The organism is Vibrio albus, from assembly GCF_003144035.1.
Lineage (GTDB): Bacteria > Pseudomonadota > Gammaproteobacteria > Enterobacterales > Vibrionaceae > Vibrio > Vibrio albus.
This window is the reverse complement of sequence record NZ_QFWT01000002.1, coordinates 385416-402930: the sequence shown is the minus strand read 5'-3', so window position 1 is coordinate 402930 and position 17515 is coordinate 385416. Positions and strand designations below refer to the sequence as shown.

The following is a 17515-nucleotide window of genomic DNA, read 5'->3' as shown; positions in this document are numbered from 1 at the left end:
ATGAAAATTCTAATAATTAATACACTGTATTCTCCCCATAAATTCGGTGGTGCCGAAGTTTCAGTCCAACTTTTGGCTGAAAGCCTAGTCTCACAAGGTCATACTGTAAAGGTATTGTCTTTATCAGAGAATAAAGAAGAAAGCTTATCATCTATTAATGGTGTTGATGTGTGTTATTTACCCTTAAAAAACATCTATTGGCCATATAGTGCAACATATCAATCTACGTGGAAAAGGTTGCTTTGGCATTTAATTGATCAGTATAATCCATTAATGTCCAGAGCAGTAGCGAAGCATCTTGATGAATTTCAACCTGATGTTGTACACACAAATAATCTTGCCGGATTTACTGTTTCTGTATGGAATGAGGTGAAAAAACGTGGGATTCGTTTGGTTCATACAGGTCGTGATTATTATTTGTTTCATCCTAATTGCACCTTGTTTAAAGGTGACCATAATATGGAAGTATCGAGCTTTTCTGTAAAAGGTTGGTCTTTTTTTAAGAAAAGACTTTCTAGAAAGATAGATGCATTTGTTGGTATTAGCAAATTTATAGCTGATCTACACCAGAAAAATGGCTATGCACCGACGGCAACCTTTCATACAATTTATAATCCGGTAAAACCCGTTCATATTGAAAAGAATATACATATTAAGAAAGAAAAAGTGATTGGATTTATTGGAAGACTATCAGTAGAGAAAGGGTTTGATGTTTTCTGTGATATTGCGGAGAAATATAAAGAACGTACCGATGTTCGATTTGTAGCTGCAGGTGAGTTTTCAGGCTCGGATACGGGCAGTAAGTTGAAAAACAGAGCTGAAAAAGTAGGGGTCAATCTGCTTGGTTTTACACCATTGGAAACTTTTCTATCACAAGTCGATGCAGTTTTATTACCGACTAAGTGGCGAGAACCCTTTGGAAGGGTGGTAGTTGAATGCTCTTCTTACGTCCCTGTATTTGTTCAACCTGTTGGTGGAATTAGTGAGCTTTTGGAATTAATTGATACTGTCTATGATACCGCTCTTTTAGAAAAGTTTATAGTAGGTGAGTTAAAGGCTAGTTCATATTGCCCTGATCCGGTGTTTAGCACTAGGTCTAATTGCCACCTCTATGAGAGAGTGTATGATGAAAATAGCTCAAAATGATTTTTTGAAAACACATCTTTTGTATCCATTTTATAGAGGACTATTTTTTTTACTTATATGGTTTATAGTATTTGATGGAATTCGAGATTCTTTAGTATTTTCACCCTACTTGTCGCTTTTAAGAGAAGCAACTATTGCTTTGGTGTTTTTTTCTTCTCTTTTTACTATTAATTTTTCATTTCGTGTAAACTATTTTTCTATATCAATTGTCTGTTTGTTCTTTATTTTTGTTTATGGGTCAGTGTACTCAGTTTCCCCGATTTATCCCAATTTGCCGTCAGTATCGAACTCAGTCACAGTATTGTATAAGCACTTTCAATTTTTTATGTTGTTATTTTCGTTTATGCATATTGAAAAGCTTACGGGGAAATCTATTGAACATTATGCAAAATTGATGGTTTACCTTTTGTTTTTTGCTTCAATTATTACACCGTTGGTTTACCTTCATCCTCCTTTCTTTTTTAAAGATAATTTTCTTCAATGGGGACGAATTGGTATAGGTTATCCAACAATGGATGCTCAGGTCTTTTGTTTTGGGATAGTAATTACATTATATCTTTTGGATTTTTCATATTTAAAAAAGAATGTGTTGGTTGGAACCTTAGTTTTAGGTGTTTTGATGCAGGTTACTGGTACCGGTTTCGCGACCCTGGCCTTTTTAATTGTTTTCTTTGTTTTTATAGATAAGAAAAATAAGTTATTAAGCTTTTCACCATTGTTTTTTATATTGTTTCTTACAGTTACGTTTGTAGTATCCAAGTTTGGTGATGAATTAAAAAAAATATTGTATTTGTTGAATGAAAAAATTGATGATCTAATGAATTTTGGTCAGGGTGTATCAACAGAGATAAGGCAAAAGCAGTTCGAGAAACTATATGATATAGTTAGTGGTTATGATGACCAGTTATTGTTGGGTATCGGTTCTAATATTTATGTGGAAAACCAATATTCATTTTTTATTATTGGGTTTGGTCTGGTTGGATTTATAGTTTTTGCTCTATATCTACTATCTATGATGTTTAGTGGATTAATGTTTATAAAGTATGATAAAGGTTTTTTTTTATTAAGTACGGTGATTTTTTCACTGGCATCATATAGCTTAGTCTCGTTCTATCTGTATCCACTTTATTCTGCATATGCCTTTATTACTTCATGTCACATAGTCCAAGTACGCAGGAGCCTAAATTTTGACAAACTTAAAAAAAACTAATGTAGTGATAGATTCCTCATGGAAGGAATTTGGGGGGATTGGTAGGTTCACAGAAGAGATTTCTAAAAGATTAATATTGTCTCGAGAATTGCTTTTTTCTAGGACCCCTGCATCTCCTATAGCAACATTGCATAATATGTTTTCATCTTATTTGAATACTAAATCAAATGAGATTTTATTTTTTACAGGATATATACCACCTTTAAGTTGTAATAACAAATATATTGTTACACTTCATGATTTAAATCATCTAGATATAGAAAGTAATGCTACTTTATTAAAAACGATATTTTACAATACGGTTATTAAGAGCGGATGTAAACGAGCTTATCGAGTTTTTACAGTGTCTGAATTTTCAAAAAACCGCATTATCGAGTGGGCAAAACTAAAAGAAGATATGGTTATAAATATCGGAAATGGTGTTGATGAGAAATTTTCTCCAGATGTTGATGCCTATAATCCCGGGTATAAATATATTCTTTGTGTTAGTAACAGAAAAGCACATAAAAATGAAACTCGTTTAATAGAAGCTTTTTCAAAGGCTAGTTTTGATGAAGATGTAAAATTAGCCTTTAGTGGCAATCCAAATTCAGAGCTTCAACATTTGATCGATGAACTGGGAGTTCAGGAAAAGGTAACATTCTTAGGTTATGTGCAAGAAGATGAATTGCCGTCAGTATATAAAGGTGCGGTAGCTCTTGCTTTTCCTTCACTATATGAGGGATTTGGTCTACCTGTAGTTGAAGCTATGGCATGTGGTACTCCTGTTCTAACTTCAAACGTAACTTCACTACCTGAGGTTGCCGGTGATGCTGCATATCTAGTTGATCCTTATTCTATAGATGAAATCAAAGATGGTTTGGAAGTCGTAGTTAATGATTCAAGCTTCAGAGAGCAAGCAATTGAAAAAGGCCTAAGACAAGCATCAAAATTTACCTGGGAAGCCGTAGTTGATCGAATCCAGGGGCAAATAGAAAAATTATCAGGTTAAGGATAAGGTATTACTTATGCGTGTAGCAATAATTCATTATTGGTTAGTTAATGTTAGAGGTGGTGAAAAGGTCATAGAATCTTTATGTGAACTCTTCCCCCAAGCTGATATTTTTACCCATGTTTACAACCCTGATAACTTTAAAAATTCGATTATCAGCCAGCATAATGTTCAAACCTCTTTTATTTCCGGGTTGCCAAAAGCTAAAACCAAATATCAGTCTTATTTGCCATTGATGCCTATGGCTTTAGAAGAACTCGATCTATCTGGGTATGATCTGGTTATTTCCAGTGAATCAGGCCCAGCAAAAGGTGTTATTGTTCCTCCTGGTGTGCCTCATATTTGCTACTGTCATTCACCAATGCGTTATGCGTGGGATATGTATCATGACTATAAGCAGAACGCGGGGTGGCTGAAAAGAAAACTGATGACTCCTCTAATGCATTATATTCGTCGTTGGGATCAGCTCAGTGCTCAACAAGTGACACACTATATTGCTAATAGTAGCTTTGTCGCAAAAAGAATATCATCCTATTATGGGAAACAAGCCGAAGTTATTCACCCTCCTGTTTCTGTAGATGATTTTGAGGTTTCTGAAAATACAGATGAATATTATCTAATGCTTGGGCAGTTGGTTGCTTATAAAAAGGCTGATCTTGCGGTGAGAGCATTTAATGAATCGGGTAAAAAACTCATTATTGTGGGAGAAGGTGAGCAACTGGATGAGCTAAGAAAACAGGCTAATTCCAATATCCAGCTATTGGGGCGACAGCCATTTTCAGAGATTAAACGTTATTTGTCTAACTGTAAGGCTCTGATTTTTCCTGGTGTCGAAGACTTTGGTATTGTACCCGTAGAAGCCATGGCATGCGGCAAGCCTGTCATTGCTTATGCGAAAGGGGGGGCTTTAGAAACCGTTGTTGATGGCAAAACCGGGTTATATTTTCATGAGCAGACGGAAAAGGCCCTAAACGAAGCTATCGAAAAGCTTGAGGATGAAGTAGAATTCACCTCACGAGAAATTCGAAACCATGCTGAGTCTTTCTCAAAGGAAATTTTTAAGCAGAATATTCAATCTGCAATTAAAAACTTTATATAAAGAACACGAGAGCTTTTGGCTAACTTGCTGATTTTTATAGTCTGTTGTTGGTCGGTGATTCTGGTCGTCAGCTTTTGCCTAGTCACGCAGTTGGATGGCACGATATTAACTATATGATTATTAAATATGATAAATATGACTCAAACTAAAGAGCTTCAGGTGGACACTAAGAAGCCAAGGAGCCACTTTTCTTCGAAGATTAATTCAACCGTGCTGGTACTTATGGATGCCCTTGCCCTTGTTTGCGCCTGGCTGCTAAACAGCATGTTTGGTAATACGGGATTCATGGCAACTTTAGACGGTTCTTCTACGATTCAGGTCATTATGCATTTTCTCATGACTGGTATCGTAATTTTGTGGTTATGGGGAAGTAAGCGGCACTATACATATCGAAAGCCTTTTTGGGATGAGCTACAAGATACGTGGTACGTAGTATCAATAACAGCATTGATAAACGTAGCGGTTCTGGCCGTTTTGGAGCAAGGTTATTCAGTTGAGGTTTGGCTTGTTTCCTGGGGATCGGCACTGGTTTTGCTTCCTTTATATCGTTTTTTTGCAAAAAAGATATTGAATGCATTTGGGTGCTGGGCCATGCCAAGTATTATCATTGGTAATGCGGCTAATGCATCTGAAGCGTATCAGGCTATTTTAAGTGAGCCGTCAACGGGTTTTGAAGTTACCGCTTTTGTCGATCCATCGGGAGTGATTCAGTCCGGCAGTATTTCAGGTATTCCCTATATTGGGAAGGCGGAATATTTCTCGAGGAGAAAAGAATTTTCAAAAGTATTTATTGCCTTAGAAAAGCACCAAAGTGAATTGCGAGAGGTGTGGTTACGTGAGTTAACAAGAAATGGTATTCGCGATATTTCTATAGTGCCGGCATTACGAGGTATACCGCTTTATGGAACCGATATCTCGCACTTTTTCAGCCATGAAATCATGATGTTACGGGTAAAAAATAACCTTTCACGTAATTCTTCACGGTTCATTAAGCGTGGTTTTGATATCTTCGCATCTTCAGTTCTCCTTATTTTATTGTCTCCTTTTTTCGCATTTATTGCTCGTAAAGTTAAGAGCGATGGTGGGTCGGCTACTTATGGGCATGAACGTATTGGGTTAAATGGTAAAAAGTTCAAATGCCTGAAATTCCGCTCAATGGTTACAAATTCGAAGGAGGTTCTTGAGGATTTATTAGCGACTGATCCTGCGGCTAAAGAAGAATGGGAACGTGAGTTCAAGCTGAAGGATGATCCGCGTGTTACTCCAATCGGCAGTTTCTTACGTAAGACGAGTTTGGATGAGTTACCTCAGTTATGGAACGTATTAAAAGGTGAGATGAGTTTAGTTGGTCCTCGTCCCGTGATCGATGAAGAGCTTGAACGCTATGCGGATGATGTTGACTATTATCTTATGGCAAAGCCAGGTATGTCCGGTTTATGGCAGGTGAGTGGACGTAGTGATACTGATTATGCAACTCGAGTGTATCTGGATAGCTGGTATGTAAAAAACTGGTCTCTGTGGTACGACATTGTTATTTTGTTCAAAACAGTGAGTGTCGTATTAAAAAAAGATGGGGCTTATTAATACCTGGTTTATGCATCTAAAAGTATGATTAGCTAGGTTTGTATTGAATGAAAAAGATACAGAATAAAACAAATTTTAACGATTAGATATTTATAATGACTACAATTCTCCCTGTTATTATGGCTGGCGGCTCTGGTAGCCGCCTTTGGCCTATGTCCAGAACTCATTTTCCTAAGCAGTTTCTTTCTCTTTCCGGAGACCGTACGATGCTGCAGGAAACCATTACTCGCCTAAGCAATATAGAGCATTTACCTCCTTCTCTCATTTGTAACGAAGAGCATAGGTTTTTAGTTGCGGAACAGTTGAGACAGGCGGAATTTTCTCATAGCGGTATTATCCTAGAGCCAGTTGGGCGCAATACTGCACCTGCAATTGCTTTGGCCGCTCTAAAATCCCGGATGGATGGTAACGATCCACTGCTACTGGTTTTAGCTGCAGATCATTTGATTAAAAATATTGAGGCGTTTACTCGTTCAGTGGAGTCGGCTCAATTATACGCTGAAAGTGGGAAGTTAGTGACTTTTGGTATTGTTCCTACTGCACCTGAAACAGGTTATGGCTATATTCGACGTGGCGATGCCATGGATGAAAATATCGCCGATGCTTTTGTAGTGGATTCTTTCGTCGAAAAGCCGGATCTAACGACAGCTCAGGAATATTTGGCATCACAAAAATATTACTGGAATAGTGGTATGTTCTTATTTAAGGCATCCCGGTACTTAGAAGAACTAGAAAAATATCAACCGGAGATTTTGTCGGCCTGTAAAGCGGCTATTGAGGATGCGAAAGAAGATCTTGAGTTTATTCGTATTGATGAGCAAGCTTTCTTCCGTTGTCCGGACGATTCTATTGATTATGCTGTAATGGAAAAAACTGGCGATGCAGTAGTCGTACCGATGGATGCCGGATGGAGTGATGTCGGTGCTTGGTCTTCCTTGTGGGAAGTGAGTGATAAAGATGAACAAGGTAATGTCATCCGTGGTGATGTGATTGCTGATGATACTCATAATTGCTATGTAGCCGCACCAGAGCGCCTGGTGGCAACAGTTGGTGTGGACGATCTGGTCATCGTAGATACTAAAGATGCACTATTGGTGGCTCATCGTGACAAAGTGCAAGACGTTAAGAACATTGTTAATAATCTTAAGCAGCAGGATAGACCTGAATTCCTAAATCACCGCGAAGTTTACCGCCCGTGGGGTAAGCATGATCATATTGCTGAAGGCTCTCGTTATCACGTTAAAAAAGTATCGGTTAAGCCTGGTGAGAAAACTGCAATGCAGGTGCACTACCATCGTTCTGAGCACTGGATTGTGGTATCGGGCACCGCAAGAATATATAAAGGTAATGAAGCCCATATTGTTGGCGAAAATGAATCTATTTATATCCCTGTAGGTGTTAAACACTGTTTCGAAAACCCGGGGAAAATACCATTAGAAGTCATTGAAGTCCGGACCGGTGGCTACTTGGGGGAAGACGATATAGTGCGTATAGATTCCACCGGCGAAGGATACTAAGGTTTTTAATAAATAGGTTTATTTAAGATGTTAATCACTACTAAAGAAATACAAACTTCAGGTGTTCAATTTGGCACCAGTGGTGCTCGTGGATTGGTCACCCAGTTTAGTTCAAATGCTTGTGCTGCATTTACTCATGCTTTTATCAGTAGCATTACAGACAAATTTGAATTTAAAAGAGTGGCTATTGCTATAGATAATAGACCAAGTAGTCCGGCAATGGCCCAGGCCTGTATTCAGGCTATTCACGATTCCGGCTTGGAAGCGGTTTATTATGGTGTTATACCAACACCAGCTCTGGCCTATTCTGCTATGCAGGATAATATCCCTTGTATTATGGTGACAGGGAGCCATATTCCTTTCGATCGTAATGGTCTTAAGTTCTATCGTCCTGATGGGGAAATAACCAAAGCAGATGAGCAAGCAATATTAAATGCTAATGTTGAATTTACTCCGGTTACTGCTTTGCCTGAACTTGAAGTAAACCCTAAGGCAGCTCAGCAGTATGTAGAGCGTTATACTAGTCTGTTTGAGACTGGCTTGTTATCAGGTAAGCGTATTGGAATTTATGAGCACTCCAGTGCGGGACGCGATCTTTATCCTGAAATATTCACTCAATTAGGGGCGGAAGTGATCTCAATTGCTCGTAGTGATGAGTTCGTTCCTATTGATACAGAAGCGGTTTCAGATGAAGATAAAGCTAAGGCTAAAGCCTGGTTGAAAGAGTACGAACTCGATTTTATTTTCTCGACAGATGGCGATGGCGACAGACCCCTGGTAGCCGATGAAAATGGTGACTGGTTACGGGGCGATATTCTTGGCCTGCTATGCGCGAAAGCGATGGGGGTTGATGCGTTAGCGATACCTGTGAGTTGTAATACGGTTATTAGTACTTCTGGTGAGTTTTCTCGTGTATCACTGACTAAGATTGGCTCTCCTTATGTGATTGCTGAGTTTGATACTCTGGCCAAAGAGTATCCGGCATTTGTTGGTTTTGAAGCGAATGGTGGGTTCTTACTGGGTAGTGACATCAGCGTTAACGGTAATACACTGAAAGCATTACCGACTCGAGATGCGGTATTACCAGCATTGATGGTATTGGTTGCAGGTCTGGAAGATGGGATTGCTCCACTGGTTAATCAGGTATCGACTCGCTTTACCGACAGTGACCGGGTCCAGAATTTTGCGACTGAAAAAAGCCGTGAAATTTTGGCTAAAGCTGAAGGGCAGGAAAGTAAGCTTCTTAAACTGTTAGGATATGAGACTGAAGTTACAGAAGTAGATACTACAGATGGTCTGCGGATGACATTAGCTAATAGCGATATTATTCATCTAAGGCCTTCAGGCAATGCCCCTGAATTGCGCTGTTATGCGGAATCTGATTCTGTGGAGAAGGCAAAGCAGTTAGTGCAAACGGTGTTGAGTAAAGTCCAGACATTGGATACTTCTTTGCTGTAGAAGAATTTATATATGCAGGTTGAACAATTGACAGTGAGTGTTGATCTGTACGTCACCCTGGCTGTTTTTGTTCTTACAACTGCAGGCTTGCTTTGGTTTCAGAGCAAGCCTGCAGTTGTTTTCGCGGTTGCATTACTGGTGCTGTATACCGGTAATATTGTTGATACTTAGCAGCTATTAGACAGTGGCGCTAATCAGGGGCTGTTGACCCTGATTTTACTGATGCTCTGCTCTCTGGCACTGGAGAAAACCCGCTTTTTACGGGTGATAGCCAGCAAGGTCATTACCTCATCATACCGAAGTTCCTGGCTGCGGTTGTATGGGCTTACGGCTATATCATCGGCGTTTTTGAATAATACGGCGATAGTCTCTACGATGCTGGCACCTATCCGTAATAACCCTCACCACCCGGCAAGCCGTTTACTGATTCCTCTTTCATATGCTGCCATTTTAGGTGGTACATTAACCCTGGTTGGTACCTCAACCAACCTGATAGTGAACAGTCTGGTGGTCGATGCCGGGTACCCCACTCTTGGCTTTTTTGACTTCTTCCCTATTGGTGCAAGTGTGACAGTGGTGTGCGGTGTTGCACTCTTTTTCTCCAGTCGGCTATTACCAGAGTATAAAAACGATACTGTCAGCGCTGAGCGGTATTTCATTGACGCCAAAGTTGACTCTGGCTCAAAAATGATAGGGAAAACCATCGAGCAGAATGGCTTACGTCACCTTGAGTCTCTGTTTCTGACCGAAGTGCTCCGAGGCGAACAATTACTCAGCCCTGTCTCTCCCAAAGAAGTGTTGCAGCCAGACGACAGGCTAATTTTTAGTGGTGACATAAAAAAGGTGATGCAGCTTAACCAGTTTGACGGGCTGGTGATGTTTGCCCATAAGAATGGGCTACCGCTGGACAACTTAACGGAAGTCGTTGTCCGGACCAACAGCAGTCTGGTCGGTAATACTCTGAAATCCTCAGGGTTCCGGGCATTATTTGATGCTGCTGTGGTTGCGGTAAAACGGCAGGGGGAGCAGGTGTCCGGCAAGCTGGGAGAAGTCGTGATTAAGCCTAGTGACTATCTGGTTCTGACGGTAGGGGAAAACTTTAAAACCCGAAAAAATGTAGCCAAAAACTTTATTGTCATCAGCGGGGTAGAGCCGGATAATATGCTATCTGGTCACCGGGAATGGTTGGTGCTGTTGGGCTTTTTCGCCGCTATCGGTTTGGCGGCCTGTGGCGTAGTCTCTCTGTTTAAGAGTATGTTTATCCTGCTGAGCCTGTTTTTGATTACCCGGTGTTTGTCTGTATCGGAACTTGTCCGGCGCTTACCTAAAGAGATCTGGCTGATCATTGCCTCGGCATTGCTACTTTCTAAGGCGCTGAGTGAGCACGGCTTAGCGGAGGTATTAGGTGTATTAGTTAGCCATAGTACTGGCCTTACTCCTTTAGTTGGATTAATCAGTATCTATATCATGACCTGGCTGCTGACCGAATTAGTCACGAATAACGCGGCGGCGGCCTTAATCTTTCCCATCGCCTTTAATCTGGCGGAAAGTTTATCGGTAAACCCGACTGCATATATTTTTGCCGTCGCCTTTGGTGCTAGTGCCAGTTTTATCAGCCCATACGGTTATCAGACTAACCTGATGGTGTTTAATACCGGTCAGTACCGGATAATGGATTTTATAAAAGTCGGTCTTCCCATCAGCATCTGTTATGGGTTGACAGTCATATCAGTGATTGTATTGTTTATCGGTCTGTAGGATCGGAGATATAAAAACTAGGAAATAACATGAAGATTACTCCTGAACGTATGACTCACCTTAAACAGCTGGAAGCTGAGTCTATCCATATTATGCGCGAAGTCGCCGCCGAGTTTGATAACCCGGTGATGCTGTACTCAGTTGGTAAAGACTCCTCGGTGATGCTGCATCTGGCGAAAAAAGCCTTTGCGCCGGGAGTGCCTCCTTTCCCACTGATGCATGTGGATACTACATGGAAGTTCAAAGAGATGATTGAATTTCGCGACCACATGGCTGAAAAACTGGGCATGAAACTGATTGTTCACCAGAATCCTGAAGGGCTGGCAATGAACATTAACCTGTTCGTACATGGTAGCTCCAAGCATACTGATATTATGAAAACTCAGGGCCTGAAGCAGGCTCTGGATAAATACGGCTTTGATGCCGCCTTTGGTGGTGCACGCCGGGATGAAGAAAAATCCCGGGCCAAAGAGCGTGTGTATTCTTTCCGTGATGAGCATCATCGCTGGGATCCGAAAAACCAGCGTCCGGAGCTGTGGAACGTGTACAACGGCCGGGTAAACAAGGGCGAAAGCATCCGGGTGTTCCCGCTTTCAAACTGGACTGAGCTGGACATCTGGCAATACATCTATCTGGAAAGCATTGAAATTCCGAGCCTGTATCTGGCGAAGAAACGCCCGGTGGTAGAGCGCGACGGTATTCTTATTATGGTCGATGACGATCGTATGGATATCAAAGAAGGTGAAGTAGTAGAAGAGAAGATGGTTCGCTTCCGTACGCTTGGCTGTTACCCGCTGACTGGTGCGGTAGAGTCAGAAGCAACGACGTTACCTGAGATCATTCAGGAAATGCTGCTGACCACCACATCAGAGCGTCAGGGGCGCGCCATTGACCACGACAGTTCCGGCTCGATGGAGAAGAAGAAACGTGAGGGATATTTCTAATACTATGAGCCCTTACGAGAAGAAACACAACGAATCGGTCAGTGATGATGTGGTCTGGCACCACAGTACGGTGACGCACGCCGATCGGGTTCAGCTTAAACAGCAAAAACCGGTTGTGCTCTGGTTTACCGGTCTGAGTGGCTCAGGTAAATCGACTATTGCCAATGCGGTAGAAAGCAAACTGCTGAGCCTTGGCAAACACAGTTATCTGCTAGATGGTGACAATGTTCGTCATGGTCTGAATAAAGATCTTGGTTTCAGCGATGAAGATCGGGTGGAAAATATCCGGCGCATTGGTGAAGTCGCGAAACTGTTTGTCGATTCTGGTGCTATTGTGCTGACGGCATTTATCTCTCCGTTTATTTCTGATCGGCAACAAGCCCGGGCTCTGGTGGAAAAAGGCGAATTTCTGGAAGTGTTTATCGACACGCCATTAGCTATCTGTGAGCAGCGGGATCCGAAAGGGCTGTATAAAAAAGCTCGTGCCGGTGAAATTAAACACTTTACGGGGATTGATTCTGCCTATGAGGCACCGGAACAACCTGAAATTCATGTGCATACTGACAACCTGTCAGTTGATGAGTGTGCGGAATTTGTGGTAGCCAGACTTGAAGCCATGGGCTACCTGACTGCGGAGGAGCGAAAGTTTCAGGAGGACAACAGTCATGCATTATGATGTCTTTAACGGCGATGCCGATGGCATTATTGCCTTGCTGCAATTGCGCCTGGCTGAGCCGAAGCCGGCAACCTTAGTCACTGGTGTTAAGCGCGATATAAAGCTGGTTGATAAAGTGGTGGTGGCTGGTGATGCGACTACAGCGACCGTGCTGGATATCTCCATGGAAAAAAACAGTGCGGCCCTGCAATCATTACTGGCGTCCGGTGTTGAGGTGTTCTACTGCGACCACCACCGGGCTGGAGATATTCCTGAATCCGAACATCTGACCGCTTTGATTGATTTGGATGCTGAGGCCTGTACCAGCCTGCTTATTAATCAGCACCTGAAAGGTCAATATGTGAACTGGGCGATAGCGGCGGCGTTCGGTGATAACCTGATTGCCACGGCAACCAAGCTGGCTCATGAACAGGGGGTTGCCGACGCGGATATTGAGTACCTAAAAGAGCTGGGAACGCTGATTAACTATAACGGTTATGGTGCAACCATTGAGGATCTGCATATTGCGCCTCAGGATTTGTATGAACAGCTGCTAGCTTACCCTGACCCGTTTATGCTGCGTGATAATCCGGACTCACCTTACTTTCTGCTGAAAAAAGGCTATGAAGCCGATTCGGCTCATATTGCTGCTTTGAAGCCTGTTGCCGATACCGACAGCAGCCAGGTATTTGAGTTGCCTTGTGAAGCGTGGGCTCGCCGGATTAGCGGGGTGTTTGGTAATCAACTGGCAAACGATGCACCAGCCAAGGCACACGCCGTGCTGACTCTGAATCAGAGCGGCGACGATTATACGGTCAGTGTTCGTGCGCCTCTGGAAAACCGCACCGGAGCTGATGAGGTATGTTCTCAGTTTCCGACCGGCGGTGGCCGAAAAGCTGCGGCAGGCATTAATGCTCTGCCCGTCGATGATAAGCAGTCGTTTACTGATACCTTGGATCGATTTTATAACTAATTAGAAAAGGAGAGGTGATAAGACAAAGCCTCTCTTTGGACAGGATATATAGACTATGTAACATTCGTCAGAACTTATTGCACAGGATATCGAAGCGTATCTGAAAGTGCATGAAAACAAAGACCTATTACGCTTTCTTACCTGTGGTAACGTGGATGATGGTAAATCGACCCTGATTGGTCGTCTTCTGTACGATAGTAAGCTGATTTATGAAGATCAGATGGCTGCGATTGAACGTGATTCCCAGAAGTTTAATACTACGGATGAAGCGTTTGATTTGGCGCTGCTGGTGGACGGCCTGCAGTCTGAGCGTGAACAAGGCATTACCATTGATGTGGCTTACCGTTATTTCTCTACGGATAAGCGTAAGTTTATTATCGCCGACACTCCGGGGCACGAGCAGTATACCCGTAATATGGTTACCGGTGCTTCTACCTGTGAACTGGCTATTGTTATGGTGGATGCCCGTCACGGTATTCAGACCCAGACCCGTCGTCACAGCTATATTTGTAGCCTATTAGGTATTAAGCACATTATTGTCGCTATCAACAAAATGGATCTGATGGGTTACAGTCAGGAAGTGTATCAGCAGATCAAAGCGGATTACCGCAAGATGGCTGAGCACTTTAACTTCAAAGATCTGCGTTTTGTGCCGATTTCAGCATTGAAAGGCGATAATGTGGTTCAGCCAAGTGAGAATATGGACTGGTACCCCGGCGCGACACTGATGAAACTGCTGGAAACGGTGAAAGTAAATCAGGATAAAGATCTGGAGCATATGCGCTTCCCTGTGCAGTATGTGAACCGTCCTAACCTGGACTTCCGTGGCTTCTGTGGTACGTTAGCTTCCGGGGTTGTTCAGGTGGGAGATGAAGTGACAGCCCTGCCTTCAGGAAAAGTATCCCGGATTAAATCTATTTACACCTACGACGCTGAACTCAGCACTGCACAGCCGGGACAGGCCATCACCATTACTCTTGATGATGAGATTGATCTCTCCCGGGGGGATATGCTGGTGCATACCGGATTTGAGCCTCAAGTCACCAATAAGGTAGCGGCTAATGTGGTTTGGATGGGTGAAGATCCGATGCGTTCGCATAAAGAGTATATCTTTAAGTTCGCGACGAAATCCTGCTTTGGTAAGATTGCTAACATTGATTATAAAGTGGATGTTAACACGCTTGAGAAGCACGCTCAGAATGCAGAGACGTTGGAACTGAATGAGATTGCTTCAGCATCAGTGACGCTGACCGATAAGGTGGCTGTCGATAAATATCAGCAATTGCCTAAGACCGGCTCTTTTATCATTATCGATCGCCATTCAAATGTGACCGTTGGAGCTGGTATGGTGGAACTGATTAACGGTGAAAGCCAATTGGAAGAACGCACTTACTCGCCGGCAGAAAAAGAACTGAATGCCTATGCAGGGCAAGATTATGAAAACCCCTTATCGAATAAGGGCTCAGGCTTAATGAGATTTTGATAAAAAGTACCGTCAATCACTCAAAAATGCAAATCAAACAAGGATCGATTTGACGATCTAAACCGGCTGTGATCATATGCTGATTTTTGCAGTAATGAACCAGCAACCATGAACGGATTAAGCCTTTTGGACCATATTTCAGTTATTCAAGATCCACGACAAGCCTGGAAAGTCGAGCATACCTTGTCGGACATAATTTTCCTGACGATTGCGGCCGTTATTGCTGGTGCCGAAGGCTGGGAAGATATTCAGGATTTTGGTGAAGATAACCTTGAGTGGCTTCAGAAGTATGGTGATTTTGACAATGGTGTTCCGGTTCATGACACCATTGCCAGGGTGATGAATCTGATTTCAGCAAAACAGCTTCAAAAGAGTTTTGCAGCTTGGATGAAAGATTGTCATGAGGCGACAGGTGGCGACGTCGTTGCCATTGACGGAAAGACGATTCGAGGGACTTACGACAAGAACAAACGTAGCGGTGCTATCCATATGGTCAGCGCTTTTAGTGCTGAAAATCAGGTGGTTCTTGGACAGGTCAAAACAGCAGAAAAGTCGAATGAGATCACCGCGATACCAGAGCTTTTGAAATTATTAGAGCTGCGTGGATGCCTTGTCAGCATTGATGCGATGGGCTGTCAGAAGGATATTGCTCAGCAAATCGTCGATAAAAGCGCGGACTATCTTTTAGCGGTAAAAGGTAATCAGAAAAAGCTCGAAGAGGCGATGGGAAAGGTATTTAACTCAAGTATGCTGAATAGCTATGAGGGTGATAAATACAGTATTCAGGAAAAAGGTCATGGTCGAACAGAGACTCGACTTGCTTTAGTCAGTCATAACCCTTCTGAATTGGGTGATATTGAGTTTGACTGGCCGGAATTAAAAACACTGGGTGTCGTTGTTTCAGTGAGACAAGAAGGTAATAAGCCAGCAGAAACGATGACAATCAGACATTACATCAGTTCTGCGGAGTTAAGTGCTCAGGAACTACTAGAGAAGTCCAGAGCGCACTGGAGCATAGAGGTTCAAATGCACTGGCGACTTGATGTAGGTATGAACGAAGATAGCTGTCGGATCCAGCGAGAACAAGCGGGTGAAAATCTGGCGGTATTCCGGCATATTGCTTTAAACTTGCTTACAGAAGAAAAAACATTTAAAGCGGGGATAAAGCGGAAGCAGAAGAAGGCGAACAGAAGTAACGCCTATCTTTCTCAAGTCCTTGCAGGGCAAGGGGCTTCGTAATCTTGCCCTGAATGCCTATGTGAGAAAACATTTCCCAGAGTGGGGGTGTTTAGAAGTGTAGTTCTTTACTTAGATCACGATATATTGAGAAGAGAGCTGTCCTAGTGGCAGCTCTCAGATTGCTGACGAACCCTACCTTTTATGGAAGGGGCTGTTTTAGGTTATTAAAAGGACAAGCATCTAAAAGCCTCACTTTTTATAGACCCGGCATTATCCTAAGCATAAACTGATCAAATAGCGGAACTGTAAAGCTTGTATCTCCATGGTTTGGCATCCAGAGCATACCTTTGTTAATCAGGTTGTTTCGTACCGGAGCAACATCGGATACTTTTTTATTCAGTACCGCTGCAATGTCTCCAGAGCGGTGTGGACCTTCGCCCAGAGTGGCCATGGCATACAGGTAATTTTTTTCTTTTGGTGTCAGCCGGTCAAAGCGGACTCTGAAAAAACTTTCATCCATAGCGGCAATGGCGAGTTCAGATGCCTCCAGAACATCTTTACTGGTGATAGGGCTCTGTTGTGCCACATCCCATGAATGTTTCCCCCATTCCTGAAGAAAGTAAGGGTATCCGCGGGTTTTTTCATAGATGATATTGATAGCATCTGCGTCAAACTCAACATCTTCATCCAAAGCCGGTTTGACCAGTGCATCTGTAGCCGCTTGTTTATCCAATGCCCCTACTTCAGGGTAGTCAAATAGCCGTTCAGCGTAAGATTTGGCATTGCCAGCCTTGCCTCGCAGCTGAGGCAACCCTGCACCTACGAGCACGACGGGTAATTTCAGTTGAGCACAGCGATGAAGTGCTGTGATTAATGCTGCAAATTGCTCCGATTTTATATATTGAAGCTCATCAATAAAAAGTGCGATTGCGGTTTGTCCGGCTTTTGCTGTTTTTCCAACCTCAACAAACAGAGTGGTTAAATCAGCTTCAAGATCACCGTTATCAGCCAGTCCCAGTTCTTCCTCATAATCAAGCCCAACTTCAATATCTCCGTAAGTGACTTTCAGGCCTTTTACAAAACCGGCTAATGCCCGTAATGAGCGAATAGCAGCTTCTTTCGATTTTTCTATTCGGCTGAGTTTTAACATTGCTAGTCTTAACTGAGGGCAAATAATCGCTGGGAGAGATCGGTTTTCCGGAGCCTCAATAAAAATCGTATGGATACGTTGCTCTTCTGTATCGCGTAGCATTTGCTCTAATAATACCGTTTTCCCTACACCACGCAGGCCAACCAATAACATGCTTTTTGCCGGGCGGTCTTTAAGAATACGGGCAATAGTGATCTTTAGCTTATCCCGTAATTCATTACGGCCTGAAAGTTCAGGTGGTGGAGTACCTGCTCCTGGTGCGTATGGGTTTAAAATAGGGTCCATCAGAGTTATACCGGAATTAGTTAAATTATCGATAATAAATAATTTTGATAACTTAACTATAAACCAACCAAAATAAGTGTCAA

General features: G+C 42.6%; 13 protein-coding genes and 1 pseudogene. 13 read left to right on the top strand and 1 reads right to left on the bottom strand.

All coding sequences use genetic code 11. The annotated features are described in order from the left end of the window. The 13 genes and pseudogenes from DI392_RS05455 (at nt 1) to DI392_RS05395 (ending at nt 16057) form a co-directional block, all read left to right on the top strand. Nucleotides 1-1146 carry a glycosyltransferase family 4 protein gene (locus DI392_RS05455; protein WP_109318890.1) on the top strand — a complete coding sequence of 382 codons (1146 nt, stop codon included), beginning with the start codon at nt 1-3 and terminating at the stop codon, nt 1144-1146. Next, on the top strand, nt 1124-2356 hold the full coding sequence (locus DI392_RS05450; protein WP_109318889.1) for a hypothetical protein: 1233 nt from the start codon (nt 1124-1126) through the stop codon (nt 2354-2356). The genes DI392_RS05455 and DI392_RS05450 overlap by 23 nt, the downstream gene beginning before the upstream one ends. Continuing rightward, nucleotides 2334-3347, top strand: coding sequence for a glycosyltransferase family 4 protein (locus tag DI392_RS05445; RefSeq protein ID WP_109318888.1), 1014 nt, complete (start codon nt 2334-2336; stop codon nt 3345-3347). The genes DI392_RS05450 and DI392_RS05445 overlap by 23 nt, the downstream gene beginning before the upstream one ends. Before the next feature lie 16 nt (nt 3348-3363). After that, nucleotides 3364-4446 (top strand): glycosyltransferase family 4 protein, encoded by a 1083-nt coding sequence (locus tag DI392_RS05440; protein ID WP_109318887.1) that lies wholly within the window; start codon nt 3364-3366, stop codon nt 4444-4446. A gap of 135 nt (nt 4447-4581) precedes the next feature. Then, on the top strand, nt 4582-6030 hold the full coding sequence (gene wbaP / locus DI392_RS05435; protein WP_245883950.1) for an undecaprenyl-phosphate galactose phosphotransferase WbaP: 1449 nt from the start codon (nt 4582-4584) through the stop codon (nt 6028-6030). Between the two features lie 95 nt (nt 6031-6125). Continuing rightward, nucleotides 6126-7547, top strand: a complete 1422-nt coding sequence (locus DI392_RS05430) for a mannose-1-phosphate guanylyltransferase/mannose-6-phosphate isomerase (protein WP_109318885.1) — start codon at nt 6126-6128, stop codon at nt 7545-7547. 27 nt (nt 7548-7574) lie between these two features. Continuing rightward, on the top strand, nt 7575-9005 hold the full coding sequence (locus DI392_RS05425) for a phosphomannomutase (protein WP_109318884.1): 1431 nt from the start codon (nt 7575-7577) through the stop codon (nt 9003-9005). Nucleotides 9006-9017: 12 nt separating this feature from the next. Beyond that, a pseudogene (locus DI392_RS05420) lies at nt 9018-10763 on the top strand (SLC13 family permease). A 35-nt stretch (nt 10764-10798) separates the two neighbouring features. Further along, nucleotides 10799-11707 carry a sulfate adenylyltransferase subunit CysD gene (gene cysD / locus DI392_RS05415; RefSeq protein WP_219930881.1) on the top strand — a complete coding sequence of 303 codons (909 nt, stop codon included), beginning with the start codon at nt 10799-10801 and terminating at the stop codon, nt 11705-11707. A 4-nt stretch (nt 11708-11711) separates the two neighbouring features. After that, the gene (gene cysC / locus DI392_RS05410) at nt 11712-12383 is read left to right on the top strand and encodes an adenylyl-sulfate kinase (RefSeq protein ID WP_109318882.1); all 672 of its coding nucleotides are present in this window, start codon (nt 11712-11714) and stop codon (nt 12381-12383) included. Further along, nucleotides 12373-13335 (top strand): acetyltransferase, encoded by a 963-nt coding sequence (locus DI392_RS05405; RefSeq protein ID WP_109318881.1) that lies wholly within the window; start codon nt 12373-12375, stop codon nt 13333-13335. The genes cysC and DI392_RS05405 overlap by 11 nt, the downstream gene beginning before the upstream one ends. Before the next feature lie 76 nt (nt 13336-13411). Next, nucleotides 13412-14818, top strand: coding sequence for a sulfate adenylyltransferase subunit CysN (cysN, locus tag DI392_RS05400; protein ID WP_245883961.1), 1407 nt, complete (start codon nt 13412-13414; stop codon nt 14816-14818). Nucleotides 14819-14926: 108 nt separating this feature from the next. After that, nucleotides 14927-16057 (top strand): ISAs1 family transposase, encoded by a 1131-nt coding sequence (locus DI392_RS05395; RefSeq protein WP_109318880.1) that lies wholly within the window; start codon nt 14927-14929, stop codon nt 16055-16057. Between the two features lie 196 nt (nt 16058-16253). Here DI392_RS05395 and DI392_RS05390 read toward each other — a convergent pair whose 3' ends face one another. Continuing rightward, complete coding sequence (locus DI392_RS05390) at nt 16254-17432, bottom strand: ATP-binding protein (RefSeq protein ID WP_109318879.1); 1179 nt, start codon at nt 17430-17432, stop codon at nt 16254-16256. Nucleotides 17433-17515: the final 83 nt, after the last annotated feature.